The sequence below is a fragment of the Cryobacterium breve genome (assembly GCF_027594785.1).
Classification (GTDB): Bacteria; Actinomycetota; Actinomycetes; order Actinomycetales; family Microbacteriaceae; genus Cryobacterium; species Cryobacterium breve_A.
This window is the reverse complement of record NZ_CP075584.1, coordinates 49,007-66,473: the sequence shown is the minus strand read 5'-3', so window position 1 is coordinate 66,473 and position 17,467 is coordinate 49,007. Positions and strand designations below refer to the sequence as shown.

The window sequence follows — 17,467 nt, the reverse complement described above, 5'->3', positions numbered from 1 at the left end:
GACCAGAGTCTGCGCTGACGCGGTGCCGACGCCGGCCAATGCCCCGCCGAGAGTCGCGGAACCGACCGCCGCCGGAACCGAGAACGTCGAACCGGGCGCGACCGACCCGAGAGGCACTGGACCGGCAGCCGCGCTGTCACCGCGGGCGGCGCCCGCAGCAGCCGTCGAGGCAGAGAGTGATGCCGAATCCGCCGTGAGCAGGTCACGCCTGACGGTCTCCCGTGCGTGGCCCGCGACCTGCTGAGCTGCTGATGCACCGGAGCCTGTCGGAATCTCCGCTGGCTCCGCCCGCCGACTGGCTGGACGAGACTTCCGTGCGCGTCGAGCCTCGGCTGGAGGAACCCGCTGGTTCAGCCTGGGCATCCCGCTCATGGTGGGCGCCTCGTGCCGCCCGGGCCGAGCGCACGTCCCTGGCGATCTGCACCGAGCGGACCACGCGCGCGTCCTGCGCATCCCGGGCAGTCTGTCCGGATGTGTCCGCGGAATCCTGTGCTGACGTCTGTGCGTCTTGCCGTTCTGATGTCCGCGCCGCCGACGTTCGCGCCGCCGACTCCTGTGCCGTTGACGTGCGTGCTTCCATTGTCCGGGCTGCGGCGTGCGTCGAGGAGCGTGCGGCGGACGCGTCCAGGCGCTCGCGGGCGGCGGCATCCGCGGTCGAGCGCGACAGCGCCGCCTGGGCCGCCCGTGCGGTCACGGCCTGCGCGTCCACGGAGGCACTCGCGGCCTCACGACGCTGGGTCGTACCGGCGTCCCTGGCCGTGTCGAGCGCGGAGGCGAAGCTGCCCGCACTCGGGTTCGCTCCGGTACCCGCGCCGTTCCCGGTGCGGGTTTCCGTCGCCGAACGCGCGAGCAGGGCCTGCGCATTGGCGCGGGCGAGGGAGGCGTGCGCGGACACCGCGCTTCCGAACGACGCGGCCATCAGGAGGCGCCCTTCATCATCGAGGCAAGTGCGGCGCTGAGCAGGTCGGCGGTGCCGGAGGTCGCGGCGACCTTCGCCGCGGTCAGGGCGGTTGCCGAGGCTGTCGAAGCTGTGCTGGACGTGGCGGGGGCGTCCGGAATCACGCGGCGGATGGTGTCGATGTCCGAGTCGTCCATGTAGGCCTCGACCTGACACACCGTGCGGCCCTCGTAGGGCGCGTGGATGACCTTGTGGTTGCCTGCATAGATCAGGATGTGTTCTCCGCCGCCGGTCACGATCAGGTCGCCCGGCTTCGCGTCGGCGAGGGAGCCGACCTCGGTGCCGATCTTCATCTGTCCGGAGACGAGCCGGGGAACGGAGATGCCCATGTCGGCATAGACCTTCTGGACGAGGCCGGAGCAGTCCATGCCGCTCGAGCCGGTGCCGCCGAAGACGTAGGGAACGCCGAGGTATTTCTGTGCCGAGGTGACGATGTCGGTTCCGGTCACGCTGCCGGTGGCGACGCCCGCGCCGCTGGCAGCGCTCGTCGCCTTACTGGCCGCGGCCGCGAGGGCGTCTGCGAAGGTCGCCGCGGTTCCGGTGCTGTCGGTCGTCGTGGCCGTCGTCGCCGAAGCCGCGGTCGACGCCGTCGACGCCGACGCGGCATTCAGCGCGTCGAAGCGTGCGAGGGTGGCCTGGATCGTGCTGATCCGGCTCAGGGCGTCGACCATCGTCATCGGGCGCCTCCGGCCTTGCGGCGGTGCCACCCGGTCGACGCGATCTCGTCGAGCACGGTCTGCTCCGCGCGGAGGTCTTCGGCGGCGATGAAGAGGCCGTGCCGGCCCTCGAGCTTTTCGAGTCCGACGGACTCTGCCCGCTTCGCGGCGAAGGCGGCATGGGCGGTCTCCGCGGTCTGCCGGTATTCCCGGCCGAGCGCGTCGAGGTCGGCGAGCATGCTCTGCGCCGAGGTGCGGCCGGCCGCGATCGCCGCGAGGGATGCGGCGCCGGTCGCCTCAGTCGGCAGCACGGTCAGGGCCGCGGATGCCTCCGCGCGCCTGGCCTGGTTGGAGTTCAGCAGGGCGTTGGCCGCGGCGAGTTCCCCGGCAGCAGCATCCTGCTGCAGGTGGCGCAACCGGAGGAGTCCGGCAAGGGCGAAGTCGCGTTTCATCAGATACCTCCGAACAGCCGGGTGAGCCGGGTGAGCTGGTCCCAGGCGAGCGGGGCGGACGTCTGGTCGTCCATCCGCTGCTGCAGGAATTCGTTGATCGCGGCCTCGTTGTCCACGGCCGCGTCGACGAGCGGGTTGGTGCCGGCCTTGTACGCACCGACGTCGAGGAGATCCTGGGCGTTCCTCCGCGCGGCGAGCACCTTGCGGAGGGTTCCAGCCAGCCGGTTCTGCTCGGGGGTGTTGACCCGCGAGGCCACCCGGGAGATCGAGGCGAGGGCGTCGACGCTCGGGAAATGGCCCTGAACGGCGAGCCTGCGGTCGAGGACGACGTGTCCGTCGAGGATCGAGCGTGCGGCATCCGCGATGGGCTCGTTGTGGTCGTCGCCGTCGACGAGCACCGTGTAGATGCCGGTGATCGAGCCGGACTGGTCGGTGCCCGCACGCTCGAGGAGGCGCGCCAGCAACGAGAACGTCGATGGCGGGTAGCCGCGGGTGGCCGGCGGTTCGCCGACGGAGAGGCCGATCTCCCGCTGGGCCATCGCGACCCGGGTGAGGGAGTCCATCATCAGCATGACGTCTGCGCCCTGGTCGCGGAAGGATTCGGCGATGCGGGTCGCCACGAAGGCCGCGCGCAGGCGCATCATCGCGGGTTCGTCCGAGGTCGACACCACGACGATCGAGCGGGCGAGGCCCTCCGCACCGAGGTCGTCTTCGAGGAACTCGCGAACTTCGCGGCCGCGCTCTCCGACGAGGGCGATCACGGAGACCTGGGCGTCGGTGCCCCGGGCGATCATCGACAGCAGCGAAGACTTGCCGACCCCGGAGCCGGCGAAGAGGCCCATGCGCTGGCCGCGGCCGACGCTCGTGAGGGTGTCGAGCACGCGCACGCCGAGCCTGCAGCGGTGTCGTGATCCGCGATCGCTGCATCGCGGAGGGGCTGTCGTGGTCGATCGAGACGTATTCCTCGACGACGAGGGGGCCCTTCCCGTCGATGGGGCGGCCCATGCCGTCGATGACGCGGCCGAAGAGACCGTTTCCGGTGGGCACGAAGTGCGGGGTGGCGTCGGACCGGACCGGCGCGCCGACCCGGATCCCGGTCATCCGGCCGAGCGGCATGCAGCGGATGCCGTCCTGCGTCGTCGCGACGACCTCCGCGTCGATCTCGGCGTCGTTCCCGATCGCGACAAGGTCACCGATCGCGGAGTTGAGCCCGCGAACCTCGAGGCCGAGGCCGACGATGGACGAGACCACGCCGACCCGCTCGGGGCGGGCGACGCGAAGGGCACGCGCGAACGCTTCGGGGCGCGGTTCCCAGGTGAGGGTCATCGGGTTCCCCCGACGAGCGCGGCGCGGGCCCGCTCGAACGCAGTGCCGATCCGGGCGTCGAGGAAACCGTCCGCGAACTCGGAGACGGCGTCGCCACGGGCGAGCGACGGGTCGGCCTGGAACTGCACGCCGGTTGCGGCGAGCACGGTCGGGTCGATCACGGCGAGGTCGGCGGGATGCATGCGCACCACGTTCGGACGTGTCGGCGACGCAGGGTCGAGTGCGCGGCGCAGGGCCAGCCGTGCGGCGCCCACTCCGTCACTGAGCTCGTACCCGATCACGGCCTCCGCGAGGTCGAGCGCCGCGGCGAGCAGGGTGTCTTCGACCTCGAGCAGCACCGGCTGGGTGCGCTCGTCGAGCGCGTGGGTCGCGGCGGTGAGGAGGCCGACCGTGCGGTCGAGCCTGCGCCTGGACCTGCCACACCCGGGCGGCGTGGTCGGCCTCGAGGCGGGCGATCTGGGCAGTGATGTCGCCCGCGGCGGCCCGCATGCCCGCCGTGTAGCCGGCTGCGTGTCCCTGGACCCGTGCGGTCTCAAGAGTGTTGTCGCCGGCGACAGCGCGCAGGGTCGGGAAGGAGATCGCTGAGAACGGCAGGTCGCCTGCGGTCTCTGCGGTCGGGCGGGCGACCGGGGTCGCCGTCGTCGCGGCTGCGGGCACGGCTCCGGCGGCTGGGCCGGACGCGTCCACGAGCACGGGCTCGGCATGGCGGAACGGGATGGCGGGGCTAGACAACATAAGCGTCCTCGTCGGCACGGGTCACCGTGATGCTGCCCTGGGCCTCGAGGTCGCGGATGGCGCGCACGATGGTTGCGCGGCCTTCCTCGACCTGGGAGACACGGACTGGCCCGAGCGCGCGAATCTCGTCGTCGAGGATCTCCCGGTTGCGTTCGGAGAGGTTCTTGCGAATGATCTCGATGACGCCCTCGGTGGAGCCCTTCATCGCGATCGCGAGGATTCCGGCGTCGATGCCGCGCAGCACCTGCTGCACGTCGCGGTCCTCGAGGCGGACGATGTCGGCGAAGGTCAGCATCCGGGCGCGCACCTGTTCGGCGAGCACCGGGTCCCGGGCGTCGAGAGCTTCGAGGAGCGAGCGCTCGGTGGCGACATCCGCCCGGTTGATGATCTCGACGAGCGGCTGGATGCCGCCGACGACCTCGACAGAGTCCCTGGTGGAGGTGACGGCGCCGACACGGGCCTTGAGCGAGTCGGTCACGACGCGGATGGCTTCGGGAGTCGCCGTTCCCATTCCGGCGATGCACTGGGCGACCTCGGCGGGCAGGGTGCCTTCGAGGCCGGCGATCACGGCGGAGGCATGTTCGGGCCGGAGATGGGCGAGCACGAGGGCGATGGTCTGCGGCAATTCGCCGTCGAGGAGCGTGAGGACCTGGAGCGGTTCCGCGGTGTCGAGGAATGCAAAGGCCTTGCCCGCCATCGAGGACGCGACCCGGCTCATGACCCCGGCGGCGCGTTCTGCACCGAAGGATGCCTCGAGCAGGCCGACCGCGTAGGCGTGGCCGCCGCGAGGGGAGCGTGTTCCGCGCATGGTGAGGTCGTGGAATTCGAGGACCGTGGTCTCGGCGACCTCGGTGTCGACCCGGCGCAGCTGCACCATCTCGGCAGCGATATCGGCGGCTTCTGCCTCGCTGAACTGCTTCATCACTTCGGACGCGCGGTCGTGCTCCATGTTCATCAGAACGATGGCGACCTTCTGGGTTCCGGTCAGGGGAACCTGGGGGTCGATCATGCGGGCTGCCGATCATCCATGAGGCCGCGGAGGTATTCAGCGGTCTTCTTCGGGTCGCGCTGGGCGAGGGCGTCGATTTCGACCCGCATCCGCTCGGAAGCAACCGGCGGGGTGAACGCCGGAGCGCCGAAGGCGACGGTGGGGCTCGGGTCGATCATGATCGGCGCGATCGGGGCGCCGAGGCCGAACGGCACCGCGGCCGGAGCGAGGGCCGGGCGCACCTGGAGCATCTCGTCGACCTCGATCGATTCGCGGCTCTGGCGACGGGAGCGGCGGGCGTAGAGCAGCATGCCGAGGATCAGGGTGATCAGGATGCCGGCGGTGATGATGCCGATGCGCACGATCTCGCCCATCCGGTCCGCGGAGGTCTGGGCATCCTGCTGGGCGAGCGCCGCCGCCGCGTCTGTGGCGGCCTGGCCGTTGAAGCTGACGACCTCGACCGTAACGGCGTCGCCCCTGGTCGAGTCGATGCCGGCGGCCGAGGAGACGAGGCTGGTCACGTCGGCGACGTTGACGCTGCCGATCGTGTCCTTGTTCACTGCGACGGAGATCGTCTGGCGGTTGACGGCGCCTGCCGGGATCGTGCGGGTCTCGGTGACCTTGTTGACCGCGTTGTTCTTCGTGGTGTCCGCAGAGGTGAAGGAGCCGTCGGTGCTCGTTCCGGTGGGCGTGGTGGTCGTTGTCGTGGTGCCGAGCACCCCGGCCGCTCCCGAGGCACCGGTGCCGGTGTACGTCTCGGTCTTGACGGCCTCGTTGAGGGCGGGAGCGTTCGTCGGCGAGGTGAACGATTCCTCGACGCGGGAGGCCGACTGCGCGCTCATGTCGGCGGCGACCACGACGGTCGCGTTGCCGGCGCCGAGGACCTTGTCGAGCATGGCCTGGACCGAGCCGCGCACGCGCTGTTCGTAGTCGGTGGACTGCTCGGCGCCGGTTCCGGTGACGCCGGTGCCGACGGCCGAGAGCACGATGCCCTTGGAGTCGATGACGGCGACGTCTGTGGGCTTCATGCCGTCGATCGAGGCGCTCGTGAGGTGCACGATGGCCTGGACCTGGTCGCTCGAGAGGGTCACACCGGTCTGGGTGGCGACGAAGACGGATGCCGTGGGGTCCTGCTTCTCGGACACGAACACGGTGTCCTTGGGAATGGCGAGGCGCACCGATGCGGTCTTGACGCCCTGCATGGCCTGGATCGTGTTGGCGAGCTCGCCCTCGAGGGCCCGCTTGTAGGTCACCGACTGCTGGAACTCGCTCGCGGTGACGCCCATCTTGTCGAGCAGCGAGTATCCCCCGGTGTCCGAGGTCGGCAGGCCGGCCGCGGCCGCCTTGAGTCGCTCGGCGTAGACATCCGCCTGGGGAACGAGGATCGTCGCACCGCCGTCGCTGAGCTGGTAGTCGACCTTGTCGGTAGCGAGCTGGTCGACGATGGCGCTCGCGTCGGCGCCGGCGAGCCCGGAGAACAGGGGCGTGTACGCGGGCTTCGTGGCCCACATCGTGAGAGCGGCGATGCCGAGTGCGAGCACCGCGACGCCGATGATGGCGACCGTGCGCTGCGCGATGGTGAACTCACGGATGTTCTGTCCGAGGCGCTGGAAGAAGGAACTGATCTGGCGGGGCATCAGGCCTGCATCCTCATGATCTCGTTGAAGGCGTCGACACCCTTGTTGCGCACGGCGGCGACGAGTTCGAGGCTCACCTGCGCGCGGGTGGCGGCGATGGTGGCACTCGCAATGTCGTTGAGGTTGCCAGTGACGGCGGCGACGGCCTGGGTGTTCGCGGTCGACTGCAGCTGCTGCAGGTTGTCGACGGCGCCGGCCATGGCGGTTCCGAATCCGGAGCCGTCCGTGGCCGTGGTGGCCTGGCTGGACTGCGTGGCCTGCACGCTCTGGGTGGCCTGGCTGGCCTGGAGCGCGAGCGCCCCGATGGATGCGATGGTCATCAGGCACGGCCGATCTGAAGTGCTGCTTCGTAGGTTGTCTTGGCGCGGTCGACGACGGCCGCGTTCGCCTGGTAGCCGCGCTGGGCCATGATCAGGTCGCCCATCTGTTCGCCGAGGTCGATGTCGGGGTGGCGCACGTATCCGGCCGCGTCGGCGAGCGGGTTGGTCGGGTCGGAGACGAGGATGCCGGTCGCCGAGCCCTGTGCGGTGCCCGCGACCTCGACGCCGTTCACGCCCGCGCCGGCCTGCGCCACGATGTAGCGGGCCTGGAAGGCATTGCCGCTCGTCGGCGTGACGGTGTTGACGTTGGCGATGTTGTCGGCGATCGCGTCGAGCCACTTGCGGTGCAGGGTGAGGCCGGAGCCGGCGATTCCGATCGCGTCGAGGCTCATCAGGCGGTCCTCATTGCGGCGCGGACGGCGCTGAACGGCATGTTCATTGCCTGGGCCGCGAACTGGTATCGGAGAACGGTCGAGGTGTTCGCGAGCGTCTCGGTGTCGAGGTTGACGTTGTTGCCGTTGACGTTGGTGGGTTCGAGCGAATCCGTCGTCGTCGCGGTCGTGCTGCCGCTGCCGTTCGCCACGGACTTGGCCAGGGCGGACTCGAACGCGACCTGCTTGGCGTGGTAGTTCGGCGTGTTGACGTTGGCGATATTGCTCGCGATAGTGCTCTGTCGCAGAGAGAGTGCGGCCAGTGCGCTCGTGAGAGCGGTGGAGGTCACGGATTCAAGCACGGTTACCCGATTCGTCGTCAGATGTACTGGACGGCCGGTCCGTGGCCTGGTGCGAGCAATCCGTGCTCGTATCTAGCTATCGGCCCGGTTCCGGTCCACGTAAGGACTTTCTCTCCCGATTCATCTGCTTGGCTCGAAAGGGGGTTCGACGGCCGTTTCAGCCCGCCGCCCGACCGCCATTCCGCCTGTCCGCCCGTCCGCCCGCTCACTCGGTCTGTCGGTCTGTCGGTCTGTCGGTCGCTCGGTCGCTCGGTCGCTCGGTCGCGTCAGTCGTCATCGCGAAGAATCTCGCTCTTGCTCCTGAGGAAGATTGGTCTCCGCTCGGGGTCGAGTCCGGGTGGCGGGGTGAGCCAATACCGGCCGGCGTCGTCTCTGATGATTCGCCAGTGCTCGTTGTGGAGCCGGAGGTGGTCGGCCCGGCAGAGCAGGATGCCCTCGTCGAGGTTGGTTTGGCCGGTGTCGTCTTTCCAGCGCTGGATGTGATGGGTCTCGGTCCAGGAGGGTGGTCGGTCGCAGCCGGGCCACATGCAGCCCCCGTCGCGAATGGCGAGGGCGGCCCGTTGGGCGAGGGAGAAGGTGCGTTGTTCGCGGCCGAGGTCGAGACCGTGGCCGTGGTCGTCGAAAGTGACGTCCAGAATCCCGGTATCGCAGAGGTTGCGTTCGAGGGTTTCGGTGGAGACAGTGACCGCGGTTCCCTCGATGACGCCCGGCTCGAGAGTGGGAGCCTTGGTTTCGGGGTTCGAACCGGCGTCGGATGCGGGTTCGTCCGCGGCGGCGGGAGTCGGCCGGCTCGGTTCGGTCCCACCGGCTCCGGTCCCGGTCGCTGCGGTCCCGGTCGATGGGGTCCCGGTCGATGGGGTCCCGGTCGATGGGGTCCCGGTCGATGTGGTCTCGGTGGGTGTGGCGCTCCTCGGGCGGATGGTGACCATGCGGACGGCGGGGCTGCGGCCGCCGGCGATGCGCTTCGGGTCGGCCTTCACGCCGAGTTTGGTCAGGGCGAGGAACGCGTCGGCGGTGAGCCTGCTCAGTCGTGCGCGGGTCGTCCTGCACCCGCTTCGCCCAGGCCGCCTGTTCCCTGTCCACGAACCGCACCCCCACCCCGGCGGGGGCTCGTGATGGCGTCGTAGGTACTCATCAGGTACTCGCCGTCTTCCGGGGCGAACAGCCCCACCATGCGCACCTGGCCGGTGGAGAGGCGCCAGAACCGCAACGACCGGTCGTCGTAGGCGGCTTTTTCCCGGGCGGCGATGCCGGCCTCATCGAGCACGTCCCGTACCCGGCGGGCCCGCTTGAACAACTGATCCGCATTCAGGGTGCGTGCTTCGGTGAGGAGCCGGGTGAGGGCGGTGGCGAGTTTCTCCGGGGTGATCGCCCGGTCCAGGTCGCCCAGGCCTTTCCGGAGCGCATCGGCCTTCTCGACACTGAGCCAGCCCTCGGCGAGGGCCCGGCCGATCGGCGCGTGCCACGGTGGCACCGCGGCCGGCGGCAGGTCTTGGGTCATCCTGGGCTGTCCGTCGGGTTCGGGCTGTCCGTCGTTCCCGCCGTTTCTGTTGACGTCAGTGCCGTCGAGGGTCGGGGTGCCTTCGAGCAGCTTCTGCGCCTCGGCAGCTTCCCGGGCGGCTTTCTCGGCGGCATCGGCCTCCGCGACCAACCGGCCGACCGCGAGCAGTTTGCCCGCGTCACCCTTGCTCGACCCGGAGATGGACTGCAGCAGGTCCTCGGGGGTCCGGTAGCCCTTCCGGGCCGCGAGGCCCTGCCCACCGAGCTCGGGACTCGACCGCCGGGCGAGGGCCGCGGCGAACCACGCCGCCTGGGTGTCGAGAGCCCGCCGCGCTCCCGCGATCAACGCGTGTCCCTCGAGCACCGCCTCGTCACTGAGCGTGTCGACAACAGCAGACGAACCGCCCAGCCCGGTGACGACATCCGCCATCGACCGCAAGCTCCCGAGAACGCGGCTCTGCACCGGGTCGCCATGCGGCCGATCCGGTGAAGCGGGCGACTCGGGAAGGTTGATCATGCCTCAAAGTTACGACGGACCACCGACATTCCTTGAGCATGGCTCAGGTATGTGGAAACTAACTCTGATCAGGCACCTGTTGAGGACAGAAGCCAAAATCATCGCGCCGCATCAACGCCTCTGTGCCGAGTCCACCGATCAATCGTGAGTGCGGCACAGTGGCTAACTCAGGAGAAATGGCCAGGGATGGGACAGCTACCGCGGACTTCCCGGCGTCCGTCTGGCTACTGGGCGCAAGCTTCCTGAGTTAGCCCCCACTGTGTTCGCCCTCATGGTCGCCAGAAACTGCGCAGACCAGACGCCCTCGACCGCCCGCCGGTGCTACCCGCCCGGCCGTTACGCTCGCCCGTTATGCGGGTGATGCGGTGGCTAACTCAGGAAGAACGGCCGGCGCCGGGACCATAGCCCTGGAACTCCGGGCGTCTGTCGGACTGCTGCGCGCAAATTTCCTGAGTTAGCCCCCACTGCCGCCGGAGACTGAGCAGAGCAGAATCCCGCCATCGCCCGTCGGTGCTGCCCGCCCGGCTGCGACCTCTCCCCCGTCATCCGGCTGCGGCGGCGGCTAACTCAGGAAAAATGCCCGGCACGTGACCTGCAGCCCCGGATTTCCGGCGCGGTGCCGGGTGCGGGGTGCAAATCTCCTGAGTTAGCCACGGCAGAGCGCGGAGAGAACACGACGACCGGTGAGAGGCGGCGGCTTCGGGCGGAGGAGTGTGGAGATGTGGTCAGCCGGTGACGTCGAGATAGACCGACGCGTTGGCGCGCTGGGCGGTGAGGATGGTGCGCACCGCGGAGAGGTGGGCTCCGGCGGAGCGCCGGGCATCCTCGATCTCGCGGATCAACTCGAGTTGGCCGGCGATCAACAGCCGGGCGCGCTCCTCGAGCCTGCGCGGGAAGCTGCCCGAGGTGTTCGGGCGCGCGCCACTGCACGCCCGTGGAGAACCGCTCCCCCTCGATCGCGAGCACCGCGTTGCGCGTGCCGCTGCCGAGGCTGCGCTCGAGCTCGTCGAGCACCCGCAGCCATTCCTCGTACGATCCAGCCGGCCTAGGCATAACCGAGCTCTCCCCCGACTCGGGCAGCCATCGGCTGCGCGGGCACCTGCTGTGCGGCCTCGTGCCAGGTCTGGCGCAGCGGCTCGAGGAGGGCGATGCACTCCACTGTCCCGTTGACGTCGCGGTGCACGTTGGCGCTCATCAGCGCGTTCTGAACGTAGACGTAGATCGCGAAGAGGCCTTCGCCGCCGTCCCAGGCAGCCACATTGAGTGAGGACGACAACTCGGACACAATCGCCTGCGCGTGCTGCAGGTTCTCGGATGCGACCGGCCAGTTCTCGGAGTGCTGTGCCGCTTCCGCACGGTTCAGGTCCAGGAGGAGCCGGTCATACAACATCGTCAGCAGGCGCACCGGCGTTGCCGACAGAATTGCTTCGCGGTTCAGCTGCGCGCGTCGCGCCTGGGTGCCACCCATCATGCTCATAACAGCCATCATCATCCTGTGGTCGAGGTGGAGGAACTGGGCAGCCCGGCAACCTGCGCGGTAAGCCAGGTGGACTGAGCCTTGAGGGCGCTGAGGGAGACTTCCAACGCGGTGTACGTGCTCTGCAGGGTCGCCCGACGCGTCGCAAGGCTGACGTCCCATGCGTCGATCCGCGTGCTCATATTCTTCACGGAGGTCTGCTGGCCGGTGATCTGGCCCGTGAGCTGCCCCGTGTACTTGTCGGAGACCGCAGTCGCAGCGGCCGCAACCCGGGTGGCGATCTCCTGAACAGCGGCCTTGACCGTCGTCGGATCCTTGGCCAGGGCCGTGGCGAACTTCGCCGCGTCGAACTCCATGGTGCCGGTCTTGGTGATACTGATGCCGTACTCGGAGGGAGAGTGTCCGTTGATGGGCGAGGATGCGGCCGAGAGGAGTTTCTGGCTGACATCGCGAACGCTGCTGTTTCCGGTGAAGACACCCGGCGACATAACGGCCGCGCCAGCTGCATTCGTGCTGTTGGTGACCACGGTCTGCGTTGAAATAGTCGCGAAGATGCCGTTGAGAGAACTGACAAGACCCGAGGCGACGGAACTGATCTGCGCATCGTCGCGGGCGACCTTGATCGTCACTGGAGCGGTCGACTCCGCAGAAACGGTGATCGCAACACCGGGAAGCAGGTTCGAGAAGGTATTGGTGCCCGAGGTGATGGTCTGGGTGGCCGCGGTACCGGCCCACAGCGTCACGCTGGCGTCGCCAGCGGTGCGGATGACCGCGGCCCCGGTGGCCGTGAGCAGGTTCGGGGCGGTGGCCGCCGTGACCTCGGCTTTGGTGCCTTGATACACGGTGAAGGCGTTGGCCGCTCCGGTGCTGTTCCCGGTGAACTGCAGCCGGAATTGAGCGGTACCGCCGGCATCGACGCCGGAGGCCACCTTGGTCGCCGTCACTCCGGTGCCTGCGGCGTTGACCGCGGTGGCCATGTCGTCGAGGGAGGTGGAGGCGGCGGAAATCTCGGTGCTGACACCGTTGGCGACGATCGTGAGCACGGCCGGCGTTGCGGGCCACGCGGTCATGGCCGCCGAGACACCCACCTGGTTACGGGCAAGGGCGCCGACGACGACGTCGAGCTGCCCGGCAGCGGCGCCAGGAGAGAGCGCGGTGGTCACGGTCGGCGAGCTGCTCGTCGAAGAGTAGAGATCGAGAGAGGTCGGCTTGGCTGTGGTCGTGGCGAGGGTCGCAAGCGCGGCCACCTGGCCATTGAGGCCCTGGAGGGCCGAGATCAGGGTCTGCGACTTCGCAACGGATGCCTTGAGCAGGGCCTGAGGCTGAGCCTCGACGGTCATGAGGGAATTGATCAGAGTCGTGGTGTCGAGACCGCTGACGAGTCCGTCGATTGCGTTGGTCATGCCTCCACCTCCTCAGGGAAGAGCGTCAAACTGGGATTCATAATGCTGATGAAACGTGGAATGGCTGGCGGTGACCGAGGGATGAGGTCCAGTTCATCTCTCGGTCACCGCCAGCCATAGTTCACCGTACGGTTTCCCGAAAGGTCATCTACTCCGGGTTAGCGGAGGAGCGACAGCACGCCCTGGTTGGACTGGTTCGCCTGCGCGAGCATGGCGGTACCGGCCTGGGACAGGATGCTGGAACGGGTGTACTTGACCATTTCCGAAGCCATGTCCGTGTCGCGGATACGCGAACCGGCAGCGGTCAGGTTCTCCGTCGAGACGGCAAGCGTCTTGACGACAGATTCGAACCGGTTCTGGTCGGCACCAAGCGAGGCGCGAGCAGTCGAGACTGCCTTGATCTGGGTGTCAATCAGGCCGATTGCTGCCGCAGCACCAGTGGCAGTGCTGAAGTCCAGCGCTGCGGCTGCTCCGGCGGTTCCTGCAGCAGCAAGCCCAGCGGATGCGGGAGCCGTGGTAGCGACTGCACCACCCGTGATGGACTTCACATTGATGCCCGTTGCAGCGCCCGTCGTCGTGTCATAGGTAACCGAAGCGAAGAGCTTTCCGGAGAAACCAGCGTCAGAGTTGAGTGCCGTTGCAACATCGCTAGCGGTCTTGTACGTACCGGCGCCGCCAGCAAGAGTCGTCGTGACAACCGAGGTCGCCGTTCCTTCCGTCACGGTGAAAGCCTGTGCACCAGTCGTCAGAAGCGCATTCGTGGTGCTCAGTGCGAAGGAGGTGCCCGTGTTGCCGGTGGAGATTGCGGACGCGATGTTCGTGACGTTTGCCCCCGACAGGTTGACCTGGATCTGGCTGCTGGCGCCACCGTTCGCACCGACCTGGAAGCTCAAGGATGCCTTTGAGCCGTCCAGAAGCTGCGTGCCGTTGAAGTTCGTGGAACCGGCGATCCGGGTGAGTTCCTTGCTCAGCGCGGTTACCTCAGTGCCGATTGCCGTGCGGGAATCGGTGTTGTTCGAGTCGTTACCGGCCTGAACGGCGAGGTCACGAACGCGCTGCAGAATCGACTGCACCTCGTTCAGGGAACCTTCAGCGGTCTGCACGACCGAGATGCCATCCTGGGCGTTGCGGCTGGCGACGGTGAGGCCACCGACCTGCGACTTGAGGCCCTCGGAAACGGTGAGGCCGGCCGCGTCGTCCGAGGCACGGTTGATGCGGAGGCCGCTGGACAGCTTCTCCAGCGACTTGGACATGTCGTTCTGTGTTGCGGCGAGGTTGCGGTACGTGTTGTTTGCCGCGAGGTTGGTGTTGACCTGCATACCCATGATGTGTTCCTCCGTGATTGGGTGTTGATTCGTCTACCCATCCATGGGCTGACGTTTAGAGCTATCGGCGCTGACCGCGTCTGCGTTAGCCGTTGAGCGAGAAAGTTTCCCGGACCGGGTAAGCGCCGTGATCGCCGAGCGATCCCGCGGCGGCGGCGTACTTCGCTGCGGCGATCGCGGCGGTCCGCGAGGGCACCGGAAGGCTGATCGGCTGCGTGAGGGGAATGTCGGTCGCGACGGCGGGCATCCGCTCTTGGACAATGCCGAGCATCGCGTGGTCGGCGAGCCGGGCCAGGTAGGCGCTGCGGCGGGCGGGGGCAACGCGGGACTCGGGCACGTAGTCGGCCTCGTCGTCGGCGTAGTGGGTGCCGAGGCCGTCGCGCAGCAAGCGGATGGCCTCCGCGCGCTGCTGGGACACGGCCGAGTGGGTGATGCCGAGGTCCGCGGCGATGTCCTTGACCGGGCGGTCGTCGAAGTAGACCTGCTCGATGATCTCGCGCATCTTGGGCGGGAGCGCGAGCACGGCCGCGCGCAGGTACGCGAGGCGCTCGGCGGAGAGCAGCGACTCCCCCGGCAGCACCGTGCTCGCCGGGATGTACTCGGCGGTGGTGTCGTCGAGGGCGATCACTGTGCGCTCGCTGTCGGCGAGGCCCGCTGCGGCGGTCTCACGGTCGACGCCGAGGGCGGCGGCGATCTCGTCGACGCTCGCGGCACGGCCGAGGGCGGCGGCGAGGGTCTCCTGAACGGCGCGGGTTTCCTTGATGCGCCGGCGGGCGGTGCGGGTGGCCCAGTCGTTGGAGCGCATCTCGTCGGCGAATGCCCCGATGATGCGACGACGGGCGAAGGCGCCGAAGGGAACCCCGAGATCGGCGTTGAAGGCATCCGCGCTCGTGACGAGCGCGAGCGCGCCCGCAGACGCGAGATCATCGCGCGAGAGGTGACGAGCCTTGGCCCAGACCTCGGAAACCAGGTATCCGACGAGGGGCAGGTTGTCGGTGACCAGCCGATTACGCTCTGTGCGATTCACGTCGCAGCCCCCTGTGTTTCACGAACGGATGATGAGCGAGAGACTTCTGGCAGGGCCAGGATTACTTCGCTTCGTACCGGGTGAGCACTGGGACAAATTCACTGATCGGACGGGGGTTCGGGGCCCCCTTAACACAAAGTGTTTTGTCCGCGTGTCAAACCTACAATCAGGCGCCCCTGAGTCGAGCCGTACAGCACCCCCACTCTGGGGGTGGTGATACCCCCAATCGGGAAACGCTTACCCACTCGGAGACACCCGGCTACCCCCACTTTTGGGAAAGCGTTGTCCTCATTTAGGTGGACATTCCCAGCCGCCACCTGCCAGTCTGGGCACACAGATCGCTTACGTGCGGCAAAACCCTGCCGATAGTGCCATCTGAAGCCAGAGTCGACGCGGTCGTGCGTCCCTCGGCCCGACCGGAATCGTGTGGAGGAAATCGTGGGCGCCAATGAACTCTCCGCCCTCCTGTGGCGTGAGCGGGAGCTCCTCGAACTGCTGGTCTTCAAGCTCGACGAAGAACAGGCTCCTCCTGACCAACGGCAAGACCCGCTGGCTCCAGCAGGGCACTCGCGAGGTCGAACAGGTGCTCGGCCACGTGCAGGAAGCCGGTCTTGCCCGCAGCGTCGAGGTTGCCGCCATGTCCGCCGAGTGGGGAACGAACGAAGACGCCACGCTCCGCGAACTCGTCGCCCACGCCCCCGTCGGTCCCTGGACCGAGATCATGACGGCGCACCTCAAGGCCCTCGGCGAGCTCGCCGCCCAGATCAAGGAACTCCGCGACGCCAACGACTATCTGCTGCGCTCTGCCGCACGCTCCAGCCAGGAGACGCTCGCCGACATTCGCGTGAACACGAACACCTACGACGCCCGCGGCACAGCGGATGCGCAGACGCCGCCCGCCCGCCTCTTCGACCAGTCGTTCTAACGGGAACCCCATGAGCACATTCGGCGGACTCAACACCGCGTACACCGGCCTCGTCGCCGCCCGCCAGGGCCTCGACGTCGTCGGCCAGAACATCGCCAACGCCGGCACGGAGGGGTACACCCGCCAGCGCGTGACGACCTCTTCAGTGGATGCCGTGACGCGCGTCGGCCTCTTCTCCTCCGGAGTCGGCGCCGGCCAGGGCGTTTCGGTCACCGGCATCGCCCGTCTCGGCAGTGCGAGCCTCGACGCGCAGGTGCGGGCCTCTGCCGCGGCAGCCGGCTTCTCGGCAGTGCGCGCCAACTCGTTCTCCGCGGTTGAGGCAGCCACCAACGAACCCGGCACGAGCGGACTGTCTGCGACCCTCTCGAAGTTCTGGGCCGGCTGGCAAGACGTCTCCAACGCCGTCGGCGACGCCGCCCCGGCCGGCGTCGTGCTGAGCCAGGCCAATGCCGTGGCCGGCCAGATCGCGTCCAATTACCAGGCCGTCGCCACCGAGTGGACCTCGCAGCGCTCGAGCGTCGACTCGATGGTCTCAGAGGTCAATGCCGCGGCCACGCAGGTCGCCGGTCTCAACTCCCAGATTCGCCTGACGGTCGCAGCGGGCGGTTCCGCCAACGAACTCCTCGACAAGCGCAGCGCGCTCACCACGACCATCGCCGCGCTCACCGGCGGCGTCGTCTCCGAGCAGGCCGACGGCACGGTCAGCGTCTTCGTCGGCGGCAACGCCCTCGTCAGCGGCGACCAGGCGCAGAGCCTGACGGCCGTCGGCCCCAGGTCGATGACGGGAACCGGAACTGTCAAGGTCGCCTGGACGAAAGACCTCGGCAACGCCTCATCGACGGCCGCTGCCATCGACGGCGGCGAACTGGCTGGAGCGCTCTCGCTGCTCGGCCCTGCAACGCTCGACGCCAACGGCAAGGGAACCGGATCGACCCTCGCTGACGTCGCCGCGACCTACAACTCCTTCGCAACAACGCTCGCCAAGAACGTCAACGCCGTCTTCAACCCCACCTCGGCCGCCACCGGGGACTTCTTCGAGGTCCCCGCCACCGGGGCCGCTGCCCTCGGCTTGACCGTTGTTCCGAAAACGGCCACAGCACTCACCGCCGCGCTCAAGGCCGCCGGCACCGGTGGGGCCCTCGATGGCTCGATCGCCGACGCCGTCTCGCAGCTGGGCGCGGGAAAAGCCACCGCCCTCGACCCTGCGACCGGCCTCCCCCTCACGTCCCCGAGCGCAGACTGGTCCAATGTCGTGACCGGCCTCGCGGTGACCACGAAGGCTGAGCTTCAGGGTGCGTCCCTGGCGAACACCACGTCGACCGCAGCGGTCAAGGCCCAGCTGTCCAACGCATCCGTCGACCTCGACGAAGAGAACGTGAGCCTTTTGATGTTCCAGCACGCGTACCAGGGCGCCGCCCGCGTCATGACCGCCGTCGACGAGATGCTCGACGTGCTCATCAACAAGACCGGATTGGTGGGCCGCTGACC

Annotated in this window: 19 protein-coding genes and 1 pseudogene; 2 read left to right on the top strand and 18 right to left on the bottom strand. The window is 68.3% G+C overall.

Going from position 1 to position 17,467, the window contains the following annotated elements; translation table 11 throughout:
- Window positions 1-202: 202 nt before the first annotated feature.
- The 18 genes and pseudogenes from KIV56_RS00345 to KIV56_RS00260 form a co-directional block, all read right to left on the bottom strand.
- Entirely contained in the window at window positions 203-919 is a 717-nt protein-coding gene (locus tag KIV56_RS00345; protein WP_281534726.1) for a hypothetical protein, read from the bottom strand.
- The gene (locus tag KIV56_RS00340; protein ID WP_281534725.1) at window positions 919-1,635 is read right to left on the bottom strand and encodes a C40 family peptidase; all 717 of its coding nucleotides are present in this window, start codon (window positions 1,633-1,635) and stop codon (window positions 919-921) included. Before KIV56_RS00340 ends, KIV56_RS00345 begins: the two co-directional genes overlap by 1 nt.
- The gene (locus KIV56_RS00335) at window positions 1,632-2,066 is read right to left on the bottom strand and encodes a hypothetical protein (protein ID WP_281534724.1); all 435 of its coding nucleotides are present in this window, start codon (window positions 2,064-2,066) and stop codon (window positions 1,632-1,634) included. The genes KIV56_RS00340 and KIV56_RS00335 overlap by 4 nt, the downstream gene beginning before the upstream one ends.
- A pseudogene (locus tag KIV56_RS00330) lies at window positions 2,066-3,392 on the bottom strand (FliI/YscN family ATPase). The gene KIV56_RS00335 and the pseudogene KIV56_RS00330 overlap by 1 nt, the downstream one beginning before the upstream one ends.
- A complete protein-coding gene (locus KIV56_RS00325; protein WP_281534723.1) occupies window positions 3,389-3,730 on the bottom strand; it encodes a FliH/SctL family protein in 342 nt (113 codons plus the stop codon). Before KIV56_RS00325 ends, KIV56_RS00330 begins: the two are co-directional and overlap by 4 nt.
- Window positions 3,651-4,127, bottom strand: a complete 477-nt coding sequence (locus tag KIV56_RS00320) for a hypothetical protein (RefSeq protein WP_281534722.1) — start codon at window positions 4,125-4,127, stop codon at window positions 3,651-3,653. The genes KIV56_RS00325 and KIV56_RS00320 overlap by 80 nt, the downstream gene beginning before the upstream one ends.
- On the bottom strand, window positions 4,117-5,136 hold the full coding sequence (gene fliG / locus KIV56_RS00315; RefSeq protein ID WP_281534721.1) for a flagellar motor switch protein FliG: 1,020 nt from the start codon (window positions 5,134-5,136) through the stop codon (window positions 4,117-4,119). Before fliG ends, KIV56_RS00320 begins: the two co-directional genes overlap by 11 nt.
- A complete protein-coding gene (gene fliF / locus KIV56_RS00310) occupies window positions 5,133-6,752 on the bottom strand; it encodes a flagellar basal-body MS-ring/collar protein FliF (protein ID WP_281534720.1) in 1,620 nt (539 codons plus the stop codon). Before fliF ends, fliG begins: the two co-directional genes overlap by 4 nt.
- Window positions 6,752-7,072, bottom strand: a complete 321-nt coding sequence (fliE, locus tag KIV56_RS00305) for a flagellar hook-basal body complex protein FliE (RefSeq protein WP_134448951.1) — start codon at window positions 7,070-7,072, stop codon at window positions 6,752-6,754. Before fliE ends, fliF begins: the two co-directional genes overlap by 1 nt.
- Window positions 7,072-7,464 carry a flagellar basal body rod protein FlgC gene (locus tag KIV56_RS00300; protein ID WP_281534719.1) on the bottom strand — a complete coding sequence of 131 codons (393 nt, stop codon included), beginning with the start codon at window positions 7,462-7,464 and terminating at the stop codon, window positions 7,072-7,074. Before KIV56_RS00300 ends, fliE begins: the two co-directional genes overlap by 1 nt.
- Window positions 7,464-7,805, bottom strand: coding sequence for a flagellar basal body rod protein FlgB (locus KIV56_RS00295; RefSeq protein WP_281534718.1), 342 nt, complete (start codon window positions 7,803-7,805; stop codon window positions 7,464-7,466). The genes KIV56_RS00300 and KIV56_RS00295 overlap by 1 nt, the downstream gene beginning before the upstream one ends.
- 266 nt (window positions 7,806-8,071) lie before the next feature.
- A complete protein-coding gene (locus KIV56_RS00290; protein WP_281534717.1) occupies window positions 8,072-8,785 on the bottom strand; it encodes an HNH endonuclease signature motif containing protein in 714 nt (237 codons plus the stop codon).
- A gap of 44 nt (window positions 8,786-8,829) precedes the next feature.
- A complete protein-coding gene (locus KIV56_RS00285) occupies window positions 8,830-9,822 on the bottom strand; it encodes a DUF222 domain-containing protein (protein ID WP_281534716.1) in 993 nt (330 codons plus the stop codon).
- 725 nt (window positions 9,823-10,547) lie between these two features.
- A complete protein-coding gene (locus KIV56_RS00280; RefSeq protein ID WP_281534715.1) occupies window positions 10,548-10,685 on the bottom strand; it encodes a hypothetical protein in 138 nt (45 codons plus the stop codon).
- 182 nt (window positions 10,686-10,867) lie between these two features.
- Window positions 10,868-11,293 (bottom strand): flagellar export chaperone FliS, encoded by a 426-nt coding sequence (gene fliS / locus KIV56_RS00275; RefSeq protein WP_281534714.1) that lies wholly within the window; start codon window positions 11,291-11,293, stop codon window positions 10,868-10,870.
- A 17-nt stretch (window positions 11,294-11,310) separates the two neighbouring features.
- Window positions 11,311-12,702, bottom strand: a complete 1,392-nt coding sequence (fliD, locus tag KIV56_RS00270; RefSeq protein WP_281534713.1) for a flagellar filament capping protein FliD — start codon at window positions 12,700-12,702, stop codon at window positions 11,311-11,313.
- A 158-nt stretch (window positions 12,703-12,860) separates the two neighbouring features.
- Window positions 12,861-14,027: a flagellin gene (locus KIV56_RS00265; RefSeq protein WP_281534712.1), complete on the bottom strand. Its 1,167-nt coding sequence runs from the start codon at window positions 14,025-14,027 to the stop codon at window positions 12,861-12,863.
- Between the two features lie 85 nt (window positions 14,028-14,112).
- Window positions 14,113-15,054: a sigma-70 family RNA polymerase sigma factor gene (locus KIV56_RS00260; protein WP_348648437.1), complete on the bottom strand. Its 942-nt coding sequence runs from the start codon at window positions 15,052-15,054 to the stop codon at window positions 14,113-14,115.
- A 472-nt stretch (window positions 15,055-15,526) separates the two neighbouring features.
- Between KIV56_RS00260 and flgN the strand changes: the two genes are divergently transcribed.
- Both flgN and flgK read left to right on the top strand, forming a co-directional pair.
- Window positions 15,527-15,979, top strand: a complete 453-nt coding sequence (gene flgN / locus KIV56_RS00255; RefSeq protein ID WP_348648436.1) for a flagellar export chaperone FlgN — start codon at window positions 15,527-15,529, stop codon at window positions 15,977-15,979.
- Between the two features lie 10 nt (window positions 15,980-15,989).
- Window positions 15,990-17,465 (top strand): flagellar hook-associated protein FlgK, encoded by a 1,476-nt coding sequence (gene flgK, locus KIV56_RS00250; RefSeq protein WP_281534711.1) that lies wholly within the window; start codon window positions 15,990-15,992, stop codon window positions 17,463-17,465.
- Window positions 17,466-17,467: the final 2 nt, after the last annotated feature.